This is a genomic window from Aquabacterium sp. (genome assembly GCF_016234775.1).
Taxonomy (GTDB): Bacteria; Pseudomonadota; Gammaproteobacteria; order Burkholderiales; family Burkholderiaceae_C; genus Aquabacterium.
In genome coordinates, this window is the sequence record NZ_JACRAH010000008.1 from 104722 (window position 1) to 119351 (window position 14630).

A 14630-nucleotide genomic window follows, 5' to 3' on the forward strand; every position below is an offset into this window, starting at 1 on the left:
AGGCAGAAGAGGCATCCACATGGCAGGCCCCACCACCGAATTCTGGCAAGAGCGTTTCGAGAAAATGGAAACCGGCTGGGACCGCGGTGGCGCCAGCCCGCAACTGCTGACCTGGCTCGACAGCGGCGTGCTGCAGCCTTGTCGCATCGTGGTGCCCGGTTGTGGCCGTGGTTGGGAAGTGGTAGAGCTGGCCCGCAGCGGTTTTGACGTGGTCGGGCTGGATTACACCCAGGCGGCCGTCGAGCAAGCGCGAGCGCGCTGTGAGCAGGAAGGCGTGAAGGCCGAGATCGTGCAGGCCGATGTGCTCAGCTACGCACCCGCACAGCCCTTTGATGCGGTGTACGAGCAGACCTGCATGTGCGCACTCCACCCCGAACATTGGGTGAGCTATGGCCGGCAACTGGCCTCGTGGGTGCGGCCTGGCGGCAGCCTGTTTGCGCTGTTCATGCAGATGGTGCGCACCGGCGCAACGGAAGAGGGCCTGATCCAAGGCCCGCCTTACCACTGTGACATCAATGCCATGCGGGCCCTGTTGCCCGAGGCGAGCTGGGTCTGGCTGCGGCCGCCGTATGCCAAGGTCCCGCATCCGAATCTGCCTAGCGGGCACGAACTGGCTGTGCACCTGGTGCGCCGATAAGCAGCCTGCTTGCTCAGGCGGCCAGCGCCAGGAAGAAGCTTCGTGCGAAGTCATCGGCCGGAAAGAAGGTTTCCACGCGCAATTCTTCGGCCGTGGCATCCAGGGCCGTGCCAAATGTGGAAACCATGGAGAACACCTTGAGCGTGCGTTCACCCAGAGCATATTCCATCGGGAAAACGGGGGGAGGCATGCCGTTCAACCACGCTTGTTTTCGCCATTGCGCATTCACGCCTGGAAATTGAACGATCTCGTCCAGCAGTTGGTGCAAGGCCTGGTGCGTGGGGTCAGCGGCTGCTTCGTGATGAAGTCTGTTCAGCAGCAAGGAGGCGAGCTGTGGCCAGTTCCTGATTCGTGGCTGGATGCCCTGCGGATGGAACGTCATGCGCATGACGTTGCGCCTGCCGCTGCCATCAACGCGTTGCCAGACCTCCTCCGGGGGGCCCAGCAAGGCCACAAAGCGCTCGGCAGGGGCATTGCACATCAACATGTCCCATTGTCGGTTGACCACCATGGCGGGGTACGGCTCATGATGCTGGAGCGTGAGTGCCAGCACCTCGCGCACGGCCTTCATGTCTTCGTCTTGTAGCGTGCGCTGTTGATAAATGGGCGCGAATCCCGCGGCGTGCAACAACAGGTTGCGCTCGCGCAGCGGCACGTCCAACGCCGTGCCCAGCAGCAGCACCATGTCGCGGCTGGGCCGTGCGCGTCCGGATTCGAGAAAGCTCAAGTGCCGCTGTGAAATACCCGCATCCAGCGCCACATCCAGTTGCGAGCACTTGCGTCGGGTGCGCCAGGTCCGCAGCAGGGCGCCAAAAGAGGGTGGGTCAGGCGGCAAAAGGGATGGGCGATCTACACAAGTCATGGCCGCACAGTATCCCCGCGCGACGCAGCACGTTTCAATGACCTCGCAGGTAATTGTCTGGTGTGGCGCATCTACAGATCATGCGCAGATTCATTGCCCCAGACAGGACGGACGCCATGCTTCAACAAAAAGTGCTTCAACTGCCGCAAGGTTCGTTGCGTTATCTCGACCAGGGTCAGGGCCAGCCTGTTGTCTTTGTTCATGGCCTGATGGTTGATGGCCAGCTCTGGCAACCTCTCGTCGCCGAGCTTGGGCCATCATGGCGTTGCATCTTGCCCGATTGGCCTTTGGGTGCGCATGCCTTGCCCATGCATCCGCAGGCGGATCTGTCGGTGCCCGGGATGGTCCGGCTGATTGCGGATTTCATCGTTGCTCTGGATCTGCACGATGTGATTCTGGTTGGCAATGACACGGGCGGCGCCTTGGCGCAGATGGTGTGCGCGCAGTTCCCTGAGCGCATCGCCCGATTGGTGCTGACGACCTGTGATGCCTACGAGGTCTTTCCGCCGCCCGCATTTTCCTACTTGAAATGGCTGGGCTACAGCCCGATGCTGACATGGTTGATGACGCAGTTGATGCATGTCGTGCCACCGCTCAGGCGCTTGCCCATCGCGTTTGGTGACCTCACTGACAAGCCGCTGGACGGCAAGCTGATCGAGCGCTGGCTCAGGCCGGCCCGCACACACGCCGGCGTCCGTCGCGACGTGTGCAAGTTTCTTCGCACGCTGTCAAACGACCATACCCTGCAAGCAGGACGGGCGCTACGGCATTTTGGGCAACCTGCTTTGCTGTTGTGGTCGAAGCAATCCCGGCACTTTCCGGCGCGTTTGGCCGAGCGGCTCCGCTGTGAGTTGCCCAACGCCGAACTCATATGGGTTGACAGCGCGGGCGTTTATGTGAGTCTTGAGCATGCTGGGCATTTGTCGGCCAGCATGGTTCGATTCATGGGCGGGGGCGATGAGGGCGCCGTTCAAGCCTGCCAGGTGTAGAAGTTCAGATAAGTTGGAACCGCCCCCGATCGTGAATCAAGGGCTTGCGAGCGTTTGATTCAAGATGTCTGGAACGCGTGATTCACATAAGTTGGAACTTTTGGTGGTTTCGTTCGCATAAGTTGGAATTTTCCGACTTCCACGGTGGCACGGGGAGAAGTTCAGCGCCTTGCCACCGTGGTCAGCCGCGTTCGAAGCCGTCAGTGTGTTGCGATTCAGCGGTCGTATAGGTCCGTTGGCCACCTGCACCGCTCTCGGAGGACGAACCCGAACTCATACTGACGGTCAATTTGCCATCATGAGGCCGTGGGTATTGTTCGTTTCTCAGCTCTTACCACGCAGTTACACAGAAAGCGCCACGCTATGTCGTCTTACCCTGGCGTTGCCAAACCGTCGGCGTGTGCCCCACATGACGTGCGAACACGCGCGAGAAGGCGCTGACGCTCCCATACCCCACGTCGAGTGCCACGTTCTTCAAGGCCCGTCCACCGCGCAGCAGATCTTGCGCGACCAGGACCCGCCATGCGGCCAAGTAGTCCGCAGGCGTCTGCCCCGTGACTTCACGAAACCGCGCAGCAAACCTGGCGCGAGACATGCCTGCCTCGGCGGCCAGATCGCTGAGTAACCAAGATCGGGCTGGTTGCGAATGCATGGCATGCAGCGCCTTGCACAATTTTGGGTCCGCCAGGCCAGCCAAAGCGCCACGCTGAGTCAGGCCGTGGGCCAGGCAATGCCGGAGCAGACGAATCATCAGTACTTCACACAGACGATCGAGTGCTGCCTGCCGCCCAGACTGCGGCGTAAAGGCCTCCTCATCCACCAAGGACAGCAGAGCCTCGGCACCCGGTAGCTCTACCAGCTTGATTTGAACCACGCTGGGCAGTGATGTGGTGATCGGGTTGCATCCGCCCAGGCCAAACAGGATGTTGGCGCAGACGACGTCGGCACCCTGCCGCTCGTCCGTGATCAGGCGGTGCACGTCTGGTCGCGGCATGAAGATCAGCGTGGGCTCTTCAATGGTCGTTGAGATGCCGGAGGCTTCGATCAGTTGCGCAGGCCCACGTCTGATCAGGTGCACATGGCCGTGCGTGGCGTCTTGTTCAAAGTGATGGATTCCGCAGATCTGCCCGACATGAAACACGCCGGCACTCAAGGAGAAGCGCTGCAGGAGATGTGAAAGCTGGTCTTCCATCTTGAGACGATTGATCATTAAAGCGATTTATTTGATCACCAATCGTATCGCGTGGGCGCCTACATTGGTGTTGTTCCGCTTCCATACCCAGGTCGGAACACCCATCCACCTCATCACAGGAGCACCATGACCTCTTCCTATCTGCCCACACTTCACGCCATTGATGTCAACACCGCCAACGATGCGCAAAAGCCCCTGCTGGAACAAGCCCTCAAGCAAGTAGGCTTTATCCCCAATATGTACGCCAACATGGTGAACGTGCCCGCGGTGTTGAGTACCTACCTGCACGGCTACGGTCTGTTCCGCAAGGAGTCCGGTTTTCGGCCTGCCGAGCAAGAGGTGGTGTTCCTGGCCATCAGTCAGACCAACGGTTGCGGCTACTGCTCGGCTGCGCACAGCATGATGGCCGACAAGGTGTCCGGCGTGCCTGCAGAGGTGCTGGCGGCCATTCGCGCGCAAGCACCGATTCCTGATCTGCGCCTGGCTGCCTTGTATGCCATGGCCAGCGAACTGGTCAGCACACATGGGCGTCCGCATGAAAAAACGGTTGAGGCTTTCATGAACGCGGGATTCTCGGCGCATCAAGCGCTCTACATCATCCTGGCCGCAGGCGTCAAAACCCTTAGCAACTTCTCCAACCACGCGTTCGCCACGTCACTGGATGAGCGCTTCGCTGCGTACGCCTTGAAGTAAGCCTCTGCCGCAAGCCGGATCCTTCAACGGCTTGCGGCGTTCTTGGCCGCACTGTAGGTGGCGACCAAAAATGGCACCAGGTAGTTCAAAGCCAGATGGGCCCAGGAAATGCGCTGGCTTGCCCAAAATGCGGGCCCTTGGTTGATGAGATTGAGGATCGAGCCCACCACCAGGCTGATGCGCGCTGAGTTCAACCGTATTTGCGGGTTCAAAAGCCCTTGCCACAACAGCTTCAACATGCGTGCTTCCGATGCGGTAACTGACAAATCAGTGCCAGTCATTTAATCATGTCAGATGGCAAGGATGCGATGAAATCAAACGGGGTCGGCATCAGTCAAGTACTCGCGCACCAGCTCACGCGCACGGTGCAGTCTGCTTTTGACGGCGCCCGTCTGCTCATTCAGGCGCTCGGCGATCTCTGCGATGGTCAGCTCCTCGAAGTCTCGCAGCAGGATCACCTCCAGGTAATGCGCGGGCAGCGACTCCAGCGCGTTGGCCAGATCCACTCTCAAAGCATCATCACTGCGCGCAGCCAGTTGCTGCTCCAGGACCTCGTCCTCCAGTGGCTCATGCTTGAACATCATGCGCTCCAGCCGGCGGCACTCGCGCTTGATAACCACGAACAACCATGACGAGAATGCCGCAGCAGCCTTCAGCCCCTTGACCTTGCGCGAGATGGTCAGCAGCGATTCCTGCACGGCGTCGTCCACATCGCTGGCGTGACAATGCCGCCGTGCGTACCGCCTGGCATCAGCCTGGCACACAGCCAGCAGTCGCGAGATCGCAGCCGGGTCACCCGTTTGGGCATCCAGGATCAAGCGCGTTGCATCGGCTGAAACAGCCATGTCAGTGTCCTTTGTCGAGCTTGCGTCCCACCATGGCGCACATTGGGCAGAAACCGATCAGCCCGGTCATCGCCATCATCGCACCGACCACGCCTGCGCCAACGGCCCCGCTGGAGCCGCCCCAGTGCGATGCGGCATAGACCAGCGCCAGAACGCCCATGATCAGGCGGATGGCACGTTCCCAGTTGGGTACATTCTTCACGTAAAACATATCAAGCTCCTTGGTGGTTGCGGGTTCGAGGGCTACCCTCATCCACTAAGAGGTGCCACACAGGTCAAACGGTTCGCGCTGGCGCCACATTTCTTGTCAATGGTCGGTGTTGGCACGGATCGGACCTCAAAAACGCGTGGTCAGGTTGGTGAGCCAAATGGGGGATGCGTTCAACAGCCACGCCTCCAGTGGCTTGTCTGCACCGGTCAGGATGAGCGCGGCGATGGCGACCATCACCAGCCCCATGAGGGCTTTGCCGGATTTGCCAGCCTGCATGAGCTTGCCTCGGGCTTTCATCATGGTGGTCCGCGACAGCCAGGCCAGTGCGATGACCGGCAGCGCAGCTCCCAGGCCGAAGATCCCCATCAACAGTGCCACCTGCAGCAACTGCGTGCCCTGGCTGGCCATCACGATGGCCGCGCCCAAGGTCGGGCCAACGCAGGGGCTCCAGACCACGCCCAGCGCCAGGCCAATGACGAACTGGCCCCACAGCCCATCCAGGTTCAAACGCCCCACCAGGTTGTTGCCGGCGTCGCCGATGCCGGACGTGGCCGAGGCGAAGCGCTGCTGCAAGGTTGAGGACATGAGCACCAGGCCCAGAATGACCAGCAACGCAGCGCCCACTACCCTGAATGTGCTGGCGTCGATGCCCAGCGAGGCGCCAGCCCAAGCGATGGTGGTGCCAATGACGGCATACGACAAGGCCAGGCCTGCGGCCAGTGCCCAAGGCGCCTTGGGGTGTGCCGCCGTGGCCGAGCCCAGCAGGATGGGCAGGATGGGCAAGACGCAAGGCGACAGCGTGGACAGCAAGCCTGCCAGCAGGCCGAAGCCGTAGGTGCCTATCCCGAACATCATCACGGCGTCACCGTCTTGAACAAGGCTTCGATGCCGGCCGGGCTGGTGTCACCCACTGTGCGAGCCACTTCCTTGCCGGACTTGAATGCGATGAGCGTACTTTGGCTGCTCACCTTGAGGGCCTTCAGTGTGGACTTGTCCTCGTCAAAGTCCACGGTCAAGACGGTCACGTCCTTGTATGCCGCCTGCTGTGACAACTTGTCGATGATGGGCTTTTGCGCGCGGCAGGTCGGGCACCACGGTGCAGCCACGTCAACGATGACAGGCTTGCCTTCGCGTGTCAGTTGATCGAATGAAGGCTGGTTGAAGGGCCTGGGGTCTGCTGCCATGGCCGCGCTGGCGCACAGAGCGAGGAACGAGGTGAGCAGCGGAGTGAAGCGTGGAAAGCGTGTCATGAGGAGATGCCTTTCAGCGTTAGGAAGAAGCGAAGTTGAGCAAGGTATCCACCGACCATTGATCGTCGGCGTAACGCCCGTAGTGGCAGGCCACGATGTGCCCGGTGGGGGCAATGAGGAAGTCCGCTGGCATGCCCGAGTGCCCGGCCTCGCCACCTGCGGACAAATGCGAGGGGAACGGCGCGGACATGCCTTTCACGGCGGCCAGCAGGTTGCGTGGATCGAGCATCCCGATCAAGGAGGTCTCCACGCCAAACTGGCGGTAGAAGGTTTTGTCCGGATCGGCAATGCAGTCGAAGGGCAGATCGCCCTGGTAGGGCTGCATGGCGCTGGCACTGGAATGGAAAAAGACGACCTCCCTGATCCCCGCCCGAAGTATGTCGTCATGGCGGGCAGCCATTTCTCGCAGGTGCAGGTTGCAGATGGGGCAGCCGGCAAAGCGCCGAAATTGCAGGTGCACGATCAGTCCTGAGGGAGCGGGAACATGAACGGGCTCACCATGCAGGTTGGTGAGTTCAATCGGGGTGATGAGGTGGCCTTTGACCAGGCGTGACATGTGCGCTCATTTCTCAGTGGTTTGTCACTAAGAGGCGGTGTCGATGCGAAACGATTCGCGCAGCCAGAACTTTTTTGAGTTCCAGCCGAGGCGCGTGCTGTCTGGGCGCTCCAGTCGCGCTGCCGGAGCATTCAGACACATTTTTTTCGCAGCCCGCGAACCCAAACCGCAGGTGGTGCGCTCTTACGCCGGAGGGTCTTCCTCGAACCCATTGCTTACCACGGAGAAATCAACATGAAGACGTCTTTGAAGCTCGCCTCTCTGGCCGCCCTGACCGCCGCTACCCTGGCCTTGCCAGCCGCCGCTGCCGAGGCCGCTCGCCAGACCAAGTGCTCCCCCAGCGAAATGGCCAAGTGCGGCGCCAAGTGTGGTGCGAAGTGCCACCCCAAGGCACACCACGCCAAGAAATCCTCCAAGTGCGCCCCGAAATGCTCGCCCAAATGTGCACCGAAGTGCGGCGCCAAGAACTGATGGCGAAGCAGGCGCAGCGCCGCCCCGCACAACCTGATTCAGTCAGGGCGGCCGCACTGAGCCTCTTACAGGTCTATGAGGACCTGGCCCAGCGAGGCGCACACCTGCTGGGCGACCTCTTGCATGGGCAGCCCCCCAGGCAATGGGCACACTACCCGGAGGACGACGCCAGGGATCCAGTGGGCTACCAGTGGTTCTATCACTCGCACAGCCCTGAGGATCGCCCTGGCGCGGTCGAGCACGGCCACATCCATTTGTTCGCCCGCCGTCCGCTTTGGGGGCGCCGACTGCGGTCATGTGCTGAAGCGGCTTTCATCGAACTGAGCGGCAAACGGCCAGCCATCGATCCGCCCACGCGGCACCTGTTGACGATTGGCTTCAACGCCAAAGGACTGCCAACGTCGCTGTTCGCCGTGAACAGCTGGGTGACCGGGGACCTCATGTTGAATGCTGGGTTGACCCTGGATCTGCTCACGCACATGCGACTCGATACCGGGCACGCTGCCATCGATAAGATCCTGACCTCACTCGTGCAACTCCATCAGCACGAGCTCCTTGTCCTTATGGCCCATCGCGATGAGGCCTTGAAACGGCACAAGGCCACTGACAAGCTTGCTGACGAGCGGCTTGAAAAGCTTTCAGAGTTGCATCTGGATTTGGATGCAAGGCTGGCGGAGGTACTGGGCTGAGCCCTGCTGGCTGAGGGCGCGGGCGTTCGTTGATGGCAACCTCAACGCTGTCGACGAGCTTGGCTAGGCTGGCGGGATTTACTTGCCGCGCCTCATAAGGCCGTTGCGAATTAACTGACCGGTCACGGTAACGAACTTCAGGTGCAAACTCTGGAGACGTCATCCTGGCTCCATTCTCCAGTTTTACGGACTTCACTTCCATTCAACTGGTACGGCTGGGAGGGCGCAGGTCAAATTCACATAAGTGGTAGCGGGGTACTAAGTCCAATGGATCCCGTTTGCATTGGTATCGGAGGCGAGCGCATGGACGACCAAGCATGTCTGTCGAGATGGAGGGTGCAGAGGATCGACGTCTGACAGCCATGGAAGCCGACAATGCCAGGCTCTAATGACTGATAGCCCAGATCAAACTCAGGTACAAGAACCTCAAAGGCGACATCGTGGCAAAGCGTTAGTCACATGGTGTAAAGCGCATATGCATGGCCAGTGACCAAGTTGGGCTGGCAATATCTTTAGCAAATGAATTGGGAACGTCGATGAGAAGTGCAGGAAGGCGGGTATTCCGGGGGGCAGCAAAAAAGAGTCCTTGGTGGCAAAAGTTCTTTGCAGAGCATCCCTTTAGAACATTGAGCTTGGCTGTGCTTTGCATAGGTGGGCTGCAGTTGCTTATCTACTTCTTGCACATTGGGCAATTGCCTGACGCAAATCTCGCTTCATCTACATCAATCTTGACGGCGGTTGCACTGCTTGGAATCTCCATATTTCTGGTGTTTGGTGGTAGCGCTGTCGTGGCTGGATTTATGTACCTCAACGCAGGCCGTGAGAATGCATGGCTTCGCTCTCAAGATAGTTTGGTCCTTGCGGCCATACCGGGGGTAACGATAAACATTGGCTTGGTTGTGCAGTCGTTGATCGGCGTTGAGTTGATCGACGCCGCAACCATTCAGCCCCTTGCTGTTGGCTTGTGTGTTCTTCTTGGTGACCTAAGAGCATTGCAATTGGTGAGAGTAGGGGAGTTGCCTGCCGTGACCGATGGCCTACGAAGAGGTATGCCACGTGTGAGGGACATCTGTACCTTCGCGTTCTACAGTTACGCTTGGGCGCTTTTCATGGCGATTGGCACGATGGTCTTCATCGCGATGATCCCGTTTGGCGCAAGCCTTGCTCAAACAGTGCCGGCATTGATGTCTTGGCTTGTGATCTCAACGGCCATAAACCTTGACTTTGCAAGATCGACGCCTGTGGCAGATCAAGCTAAGAAGTTGATCTTGATGACGTTGATTGGTGCAATGCTGATGATCACCCTTACGCAAAACTATTCTGGCGTAGCGATTGCCTCCATCCGCAAGTTGGGCATTGGGGCTGTTCCTGTCAAACTTGTTTTGACCAAGAGAGGATGTCAAATTGCAAATGCTTCCTCGTCTGTCGGGCCAATCTGTGTCGCTGACGACGTGAACAAGTTGGGGGTAGTTTGCCCAGCCATATTGCTGTCAAAAATCGGGACCCCATTTCGCTTTGGGGTTACGGCGTTCACGACCTCTGGAGGGTGGCCAACACCTGAGTTGCCGAAAGCAATACCTTTGCCTCCCTCTGAGGTACTGTCGTGGCCACGGATTAGTCCGCTGGAATCTCAATCGCAGCGTGACATCGCTTCGTCAAGTTCAAGTAAAAACGAGCTTCGTCCAGTCAGTATGACCGACGTGAGCCGGTTGGATGTTCGCGAAAAGGATTGGCTGCGGGAGCAGTGTGGATGGGACGTTTCGGGGCCTTCGCAGGGGGCAAGTTTGTCGCGACCAGCCTCTGCACCGTGATTGCCCGGCGTTCTATCACTCAAGCACTCGACTCTGGTTTCGCCGCCAACGCGAAGAGATGCCGCGTGATCCGATAGCTTTCGATACCGGCACGTTCAGCCTGTAGCCGCGCACGATTGAGACTGATCGAATCGGAGTACTGTTGCGCGCGAGCTGACTTGTGCGCAGCCTCATCTTGGACAGGAACTTGGGCGAAGGTATGGTTCTAAGTCTTCCGAAAGAGTGTCGTGCACCCCTATCGCCCAATCTGCGAAGTAGGCTATTCGCTCTATACCCCAAGTCGGTAGACTGGATTTGCGGGAGAGCTTCACGGCTTTCCACTCAACGTTGAGGTCACCAGTGATGGTCATGGTGACGGTCTTGACCTTGCGCAGCAAGCCGTCTGGGCCGATGTAGGTGGTGTGGGGGCGTATTTCGGTTGTCTTCATTGAGATGCTCCTTGTGAAGTTGGGGCTGGCTATCTGATTGCTACTTGTCGATCATGGTGGGGATGCCCCAGCAGCCCATGACGCCTTGTTCGGTTGGCGCGTCATGCGCTGCTCGAAGACATGTGACTGCATCCAAGGCCTACTTGATGGGAGCAGCCCGCGCCTGTGAAAGTTCAGCAACCCCTTCAAGCCATGATTGAACTTGCTGTCCTGGATAAAGAACTTCCCAGAGTAGAGGGTGGCCAGCGCAGCACGTCCGTTCTTGAATTGATAGCGCTCGAATTCGGATATGAACCACCGGCCGTGCTCTTTGAGATAGAGAACCTTTCGATCCCAAAGAGGTTTGTCGCAGCGGGTGCAATTTCGGAGGAAAGCAACGCCATTGCCCTTGGGTCCAGCGTGTAGCAGGCTGACTGGCAGCGCTGATCGAGCCCCACAGTGGGGACACCCCGTTTCCATGAGACACATATGCAAAGGGCAGTATCGCCATGTCGATATGCGCCAATGGATCGGGATGTAGGGTGTGTGCTGCTCGCGAAGGCAGAGCGTGCAGTAGCTAAATTGCCCGATGCCTTGAGCGTTCAGAATGAGCTGATCCCCATGTGGATCGATGCGCCGCAGGTTCTGTAGAACATGCAGCGGTGCAGCCATAGCAGCTATGGTGTCGCCCAACTTGCTTTGAAGATGCGCCATCCCAAGCTTCGCCATTTTGAAATCAAGGTCACCACTCGTAGGAAGGCTCAAGTGGTACAGCAGTTCACGCAGGCTTGCGCCTTGCATGAGCGCTATCCGACTCAGCCAGGAGCTCGGGGCTTCCATGAACTGTGGGGAAGGAACCCTGACCATCTTTTGGGTAGGCGGTCTGTTGTCGTGAGTCATTCGAAGAGCTCCCTTTGCGCGTCGTACACCTTGGTGTCGTTGCTGGTCTTGTAGGGAATGCCCATTCGGGAAACGAGTTGAAGCGCCCAACGCCGGTCCATGGCGCTGATGCCTCGTGTGCACATAAGGCGCAGTGCCGACGCATGCACACTGTCTCGGATGTTGTCGCCGTCGGCGAGCGCGCGAAGGCGAAACAGTCCTCGCTCCGTGATGCTGAATAGATCGGCATGTTCCGTTGATTCGTCTCGCAGGCCGCAATCTCCTTCGCTCGCCGTCACCGGGCGTGCTCCGAAAGCGTGGATCGTTCTCCACATCGCATCAATAGACAGGTGAGGGGGGAAAACTGAGCGCAAATCAGTTGGCAGGTCCACATCAGCGTCAGATGAAAGACTGGACGCAACCCAGGTCAACCAGGAAATGGACATCGCACTCATGTCTATCGCGGGTGTTCGCGAAAAGACGCGTTTGCAGGCGCAGACATCCGTTGACGGTCTGTGCCACCGTACAGCCCTCCCGCACGCGCCGCAGTGATTCACCAACAAGGATCGATGAAGGGGGCAGGCGGCGTAGAAACCGAGGTCCCATTCGAGGCGACAGTATCCGAACTCATGAATGCAGGCTGGGCATATTCGCATCCCCGTTGGGCGAACTGTTTGATGGCCCCGCCATACCCTGCCGCGCCAACTCCAGAGCTGCCTGGATTCCACGGTCTGGACAGGCGTTCGTGATTGAAGCCAATGCAAGTCCACATCGGCCAGCTCAGATAGCATTGGCAAAGCTGCATGATGCAGATCTGGCTGCCAAGGAATCTGTAGCGCATTGAAGACGGTCATGGCGCGTGTGCGATTGCGAGCAAAGCTTCGCAACAGGAAGCCTGTGGCAGATTCGTCATTGCGTGGGTCGAGCACAATGCTGAGGCGTTGCATCACTTCTCCTCCTTCTCGATGAACGGGTTCTTGCGGCGCGTGTCTGCGCCGAAGACGCGTTCGAAGGCCGTCTTCAAGTGAGGCAGTTCTATGGATCGCTTCCCGTCATCAACGGCAATCAGTACCCCCTCGACGAGGAGCTGCTTAAAAACGCGAAGGTTGCCATTGCTGGCGGCCAGCCACATCGAAGCACTTTTTGGGTTCTCAATCCCTTTCAGGTCGAACGCCTTGCATTGCTGGACATAGGCTTGAAGGAATGCGATCCACTCGGGACCTTTCGAGAAGTCCTTCAGTTCAATTCGTGCAGACACCCGAGAGCAAAGGTGCTTGTCGATGTCCGCCAATTGATCCAATGTATGCGTGGCTGCGAGAACCAGGCCGAGCTGGCACTCGTCCATTACTTCCCGCAGGAACTCGCTGACCTCGTTGCCTTCGTGCCAATCCTTGCTTGCGTGCCGGGCGTAGACGAGATGATGAGCCTCATCGACCATCAACAACCGATGGCGTTTTTGTTTGATGGCCTCGATCGCGATGTCACGTTTGAGACCAACGGCATGTCTTGGTACGTTGGAAAAGGGATAGTCCAGCTGCCTCAGGATGTGCGTCAGGATTCGGCCAACGCTAGGTCTTTCTTGCAGACGAATCAAGATGGTCGAGGCTGATGGACTGAAGAGCGCGTCGCGCGGCGCGTAGGCTTGAAATAGCTTCATCACGCAGCTCTTGCCCGTTCCTGGTTCCCCGATCAGCATCAGGCCTTGCGGGACCGTGGTTCGTGATCCCAGCTGAAAGATGCGATCGATGGATGCCAATGCGGACTTGAAAGAGTGATGGTTGATGTAAATCCTTTCGATCTGATCAGCGACAGTGAGCGCTGCTGGTGAGTACATGAAGAACCGTCTTTCGCGAACCTGACGTTCGGTCTTTTCTTCGGGATCTTCATATGTGTCGTCGTATACGAAATTGCGTGCCATACATATACCTCTGTCAGAGTTCAAAGGCTTCAAACGTGGGTATCTGCTTTGCTTCAACGACCAGATCACTCATGGTGATGATCTGTTCCGGCCTCAGCAAAGCGGGAGCTGCGGTTTGACCAAAGATGGCCTGGCTTGATGTCAGGCCCGCCAAGGCCTTCACGTGATTGCTTTTCAGCCTCTTGCCTCTTGAGGCCGCCCCATGCCAGATTTCGATCAGCTCCATCTTGGATCGGCTCAGAGCCTCGTCTGCACCGACTTGCTTTAGGTGTTCTCGCGCATGGGAGCGAATGGCCTTGTGTTGAATGAGCGATAGGCCATTTGTGTACTCTGGCTGGCAACTTGGAACCACCAGCCATTTGTGGTGTCTGGGGTCCTGCACATAGACGTATTCCAGATTTTCTGGATTGAACTTCGTGATCGTTTTGAACCTGGTGCCAATTGATCTGCGCAGGTCCTGAAGTTCGTGGGAGTTGTAGCGCAGAGAAAACGGAACGACGCCTTCGTGACCCACTGTCATGGGCCTCGAAACCGCTGCAACGATGTCCAGTTCATCGAGACTGGTCGGTAGATTGGGAGGGGGCAGTTCCTCCAGACTGTCGTGAAACAGGTCGAATGGTCTCGCCAGCTTTCGATCGTTGACTTCAAATGGGTGGACTTCAACGAAGGCCTTCAATAGGCCCCTGCAAAGGTCAGAGAACGTGATCGCTGATGTCTTATCGGGACTAATGGGTACTTCGTTTGTCAGGCTCTTTCTAACCAGACCTTCTTTGGGAAGGTAGTTCAGATACGTGCCCAGCGTACGTTCGACGACAGGTTTGAGCCACGGCTGTCGTACTGCGCAGTAGGTGAGATCCATGGCCAGGCTAAGAGCAGCGGCGCGGAACTGAGGCGAATGAAACTCCAGTCCGTTGTCCACCACAACCAATTCAGGCAAGCCAACGCCCAGCCATATGTGAGTGAGACCTAGCCCGTCTGTATAGATCGCCTTTGGCGAGAGGGCCACCTTGAGTGCCGCAAGGGTCGTGGCAAGTCCGGTCCCCCAAAAGCTGATAAAAAATCCTGTCACGTAGCCGCTGTGAAGCGCCCCGGGTTTCGCGGAGGCCAGTTGGTTTAAGTCAGACGGTCGCGGCCTGACCAGCGCGTTGTTGGTGGTAGTTTGCCTCGAATTCAGCGGGCGGGACATTACCAAGTGGCCCCATCAATCGATGGTGATTGAA

General features: G+C 58.3%; 19 protein-coding genes and 1 pseudogene. 6 read left to right on the forward strand and 14 right to left on the reverse strand.

Going from position 1 to position 14630, the window contains the following annotated elements:
• Positions 1–19 precede the first annotated feature (19 nt).
• Positions 20–637: a methyltransferase domain-containing protein gene (locus HY836_RS03605; RefSeq protein ID WP_290673664.1), complete on the forward strand. Its 618-nt coding sequence runs from the start codon at positions 20–22 to the stop codon at positions 635–637.
• A 13-nt stretch (positions 638–650) separates the two neighbouring features.
• Here the strand turns inward: HY836_RS03605 and HY836_RS03610 are convergent, their stop codons facing one another.
• Positions 651–1499: a helix-turn-helix transcriptional regulator gene (locus HY836_RS03610; protein ID WP_290673666.1), complete on the reverse strand. Its 849-nt coding sequence runs from the start codon at positions 1497–1499 to the stop codon at positions 651–653.
• A 116-nt stretch (positions 1500–1615) separates the two neighbouring features.
• On the opposite strand from HY836_RS03610, the gene HY836_RS03615 reads away from it, so the two are divergent.
• On the forward strand, positions 1616–2488 hold the full coding sequence (locus HY836_RS03615; protein ID WP_290673668.1) for an alpha/beta hydrolase: 873 nt from the start codon (positions 1616–1618) through the stop codon (positions 2486–2488).
• Between the two features lie 361 nt (positions 2489–2849).
• On the opposite strand, the gene HY836_RS03620 is transcribed toward HY836_RS03615, so the two are convergent.
• Positions 2850–3680 carry an AraC family transcriptional regulator gene (locus tag HY836_RS03620; protein ID WP_290673670.1) on the reverse strand — a complete coding sequence of 277 codons (831 nt, stop codon included), beginning with the start codon at positions 3678–3680 and terminating at the stop codon, positions 2850–2852.
• Positions 3681–3806: 126 nt separating this feature from the next.
• Here HY836_RS03620 and HY836_RS03625 point away from each other — a divergent pair, with 126 nt between their 5' ends.
• Positions 3807–4373: a carboxymuconolactone decarboxylase family protein gene (locus tag HY836_RS03625; RefSeq protein ID WP_290673672.1), complete on the forward strand. Its 567-nt coding sequence runs from the start codon at positions 3807–3809 to the stop codon at positions 4371–4373.
• Between the two features lie 23 nt (positions 4374–4396).
• Here the strand turns inward: HY836_RS03625 and nrtS are convergent, their stop codons facing one another.
• From nrtS to HY836_RS03655, 6 genes are all read right to left on the reverse strand, one after another.
• On the reverse strand, positions 4397–4612 hold the full coding sequence (nrtS, locus tag HY836_RS03630) for a nitrate/nitrite transporter NrtS (RefSeq protein ID WP_290673674.1): 216 nt from the start codon (positions 4610–4612) through the stop codon (positions 4397–4399).
• Between the two features lie 75 nt (positions 4613–4687).
• A complete protein-coding gene (locus tag HY836_RS03635; protein WP_290673676.1) occupies positions 4688–5218 on the reverse strand; it encodes a sigma-70 family RNA polymerase sigma factor in 531 nt (176 codons plus the stop codon).
• A gap of 1 nt (position 5219) precedes the next feature.
• The gene (locus HY836_RS03640) at positions 5220–5429 is read right to left on the reverse strand and encodes a DUF2892 domain-containing protein (protein WP_290673678.1); all 210 of its coding nucleotides are present in this window, start codon (positions 5427–5429) and stop codon (positions 5220–5222) included.
• 126 nt (positions 5430–5555) lie between these two features.
• Entirely contained in the window at positions 5556–6284 is a 729-nt protein-coding gene (locus HY836_RS03645) for a cytochrome c biogenesis CcdA family protein (protein ID WP_290673680.1), read from the reverse strand.
• Positions 6284–6679, reverse strand: coding sequence for a thioredoxin family protein (locus tag HY836_RS03650; RefSeq protein WP_290673682.1), 396 nt, complete (start codon positions 6677–6679; stop codon positions 6284–6286). The genes HY836_RS03645 and HY836_RS03650 overlap by 1 nt, the downstream gene beginning before the upstream one ends.
• 19 nt (positions 6680–6698) lie before the next feature.
• Entirely contained in the window at positions 6699–7235 is a 537-nt protein-coding gene (locus HY836_RS03655; protein ID WP_290673684.1) for a peroxiredoxin-like family protein, read from the reverse strand.
• 234 nt (positions 7236–7469) lie between these two features.
• On the opposite strand from HY836_RS03655, the gene HY836_RS03660 reads away from it, so the two are divergent.
• The 3 genes from HY836_RS03660 (at position 7470) to HY836_RS03670 (ending at position 10206) form a co-directional block, all read left to right on the forward strand.
• Entirely contained in the window at positions 7470–7706 is a 237-nt protein-coding gene (locus tag HY836_RS03660; RefSeq protein ID WP_290673687.1) for a hypothetical protein, read from the forward strand.
• A complete protein-coding gene (locus HY836_RS03665) occupies positions 7688–8395 on the forward strand; it encodes a hypothetical protein (RefSeq protein WP_290673689.1) in 708 nt (235 codons plus the stop codon). The genes HY836_RS03660 and HY836_RS03665 overlap by 19 nt, the downstream gene beginning before the upstream one ends.
• Before the next feature lie 479 nt (positions 8396–8874).
• Positions 8875–10206, forward strand: coding sequence for a hypothetical protein (locus HY836_RS03670; protein ID WP_290673691.1), 1332 nt, complete (start codon positions 8875–8877; stop codon positions 10204–10206).
• A 170-nt stretch (positions 10207–10376) separates the two neighbouring features.
• Here HY836_RS03670 and HY836_RS03675 read toward each other — a convergent pair whose 3' ends face one another.
• The 6 genes and pseudogenes from HY836_RS03675 to HY836_RS03695 all read right to left on the reverse strand — a co-directional run bounded on the left by HY836_RS03675 (position 10377) and on the right by HY836_RS03695 (position 14596).
• Positions 10377–10634: a hypothetical protein gene (locus HY836_RS03675; protein ID WP_290673693.1), complete on the reverse strand. Its 258-nt coding sequence runs from the start codon at positions 10632–10634 to the stop codon at positions 10377–10379.
• A 51-nt stretch (positions 10635–10685) separates the two neighbouring features.
• Positions 10686–11513 (reverse strand): TniQ family protein, encoded by an 828-nt coding sequence (locus HY836_RS03680; RefSeq protein WP_367114618.1) that lies wholly within the window; start codon positions 11511–11513, stop codon positions 10686–10688.
• Positions 11510–11947, reverse strand: coding sequence for a hypothetical protein (locus HY836_RS03685; protein ID WP_290673695.1), 438 nt, complete (start codon positions 11945–11947; stop codon positions 11510–11512). The genes HY836_RS03680 and HY836_RS03685 overlap by 4 nt, the downstream gene beginning before the upstream one ends.
• A 114-nt stretch (positions 11948–12061) precedes the next feature.
• Positions 12062–12439: pseudogene (locus tag HY836_RS18955) on the reverse strand (TniQ family protein); the annotation flags it as partial.
• Positions 12439–13410, reverse strand: coding sequence for a TniB family NTP-binding protein (locus tag HY836_RS03690; RefSeq protein WP_290673697.1), 972 nt, complete (start codon positions 13408–13410; stop codon positions 12439–12441). The gene HY836_RS03690 and the pseudogene HY836_RS18955, both read right to left, overlap by 1 nt.
• Positions 13411–13423: 13 nt before the next feature.
• Complete coding sequence (locus tag HY836_RS03695; RefSeq protein ID WP_290673707.1) at positions 13424–14596, reverse strand: hypothetical protein; 1173 nt, start codon at positions 14594–14596, stop codon at positions 13424–13426.
• Between the last annotated feature and the right edge of the window lie 34 nt (positions 14597–14630).

What these genes read in the sequence shown, in the direction of transcription:
- HY836_RS03605 (WP_290673664.1), top strand. Translation starts at nt 20, where the DNA reads ATGGCAGGCCCCACCACCGAATTCTGGCAAGAGCGTTTCGAGAAAATG.
- HY836_RS03610 (WP_290673666.1), bottom strand. Translation starts at nt 1,499, where the DNA reads ATGACTTGTGTAGATCGCCCATCCCTTTTGCCGCCTGACCCACCCTCT.
- HY836_RS03615 (WP_290673668.1), top strand. Translation starts at nt 1,616, where the DNA reads ATGCTTCAACAAAAAGTGCTTCAACTGCCGCAAGGTTCGTTGCGTTAT.
- HY836_RS03620 (WP_290673670.1), bottom strand. Translation starts at nt 3,680, where the DNA reads ATGGAAGACCAGCTTTCACATCTCCTGCAGCGCTTCTCCTTGAGTGCC.
- HY836_RS03625 (WP_290673672.1), top strand. Translation starts at nt 3,807, where the DNA reads ATGACCTCTTCCTATCTGCCCACACTTCACGCCATTGATGTCAACACC.
- nrtS (WP_290673674.1), bottom strand. Translation starts at nt 4,612, where the DNA reads ATGTTGAAGCTGTTGTGGCAAGGGCTTTTGAACCCGCAAATACGGTTG.
- HY836_RS03635 (WP_290673676.1), bottom strand. Translation starts at nt 5,218, where the DNA reads ATGGCTGTTTCAGCCGATGCAACGCGCTTGATCCTGGATGCCCAAACG.
- HY836_RS03640 (WP_290673678.1), bottom strand. Translation starts at nt 5,429, where the DNA reads ATGTTTTACGTGAAGAATGTACCCAACTGGGAACGTGCCATCCGCCTG.
- HY836_RS03645 (WP_290673680.1), bottom strand. Translation starts at nt 6,284, where the DNA reads ATGATGTTCGGGATAGGCACCTACGGCTTCGGCCTGCTGGCAGGCTTG.
- HY836_RS03650 (WP_290673682.1), bottom strand. Translation starts at nt 6,679, where the DNA reads ATGACACGCTTTCCACGCTTCACTCCGCTGCTCACCTCGTTCCTCGCT.
- HY836_RS03655 (WP_290673684.1), bottom strand. Translation starts at nt 7,235, where the DNA reads ATGTCACGCCTGGTCAAAGGCCACCTCATCACCCCGATTGAACTCACC.
- HY836_RS03660 (WP_290673687.1), top strand. Translation starts at nt 7,470, where the DNA reads ATGAAGACGTCTTTGAAGCTCGCCTCTCTGGCCGCCCTGACCGCCGCT.
- HY836_RS03670 (WP_290673691.1), top strand. Translation starts at nt 8,875, where the DNA reads ATGGCCAGTGACCAAGTTGGGCTGGCAATATCTTTAGCAAATGAATTG.
- HY836_RS03675 (WP_290673693.1), bottom strand. Translation starts at nt 10,634, where the DNA reads ATGAAGACAACCGAAATACGCCCCCACACCACCTACATCGGCCCAGAC.
- HY836_RS03680 (WP_367114618.1), bottom strand. Translation starts at nt 11,513, where the DNA reads ATGACTCACGACAACAGACCGCCTACCCAAAAGATGGTCAGGGTTCCT.
- HY836_RS03685 (WP_290673695.1), bottom strand. Translation starts at nt 11,947, where the DNA reads ATGAGTGCGATGTCCATTTCCTGGTTGACCTGGGTTGCGTCCAGTCTT.
- HY836_RS03690 (WP_290673697.1), bottom strand. Translation starts at nt 13,410, where the DNA reads ATGGCACGCAATTTCGTATACGACGACACATATGAAGATCCCGAAGAA.
- HY836_RS03695 (WP_290673707.1), bottom strand. Translation starts at nt 14,596, where the DNA reads ATGTCCCGCCCGCTGAATTCGAGGCAAACTACCACCAACAACGCGCTG.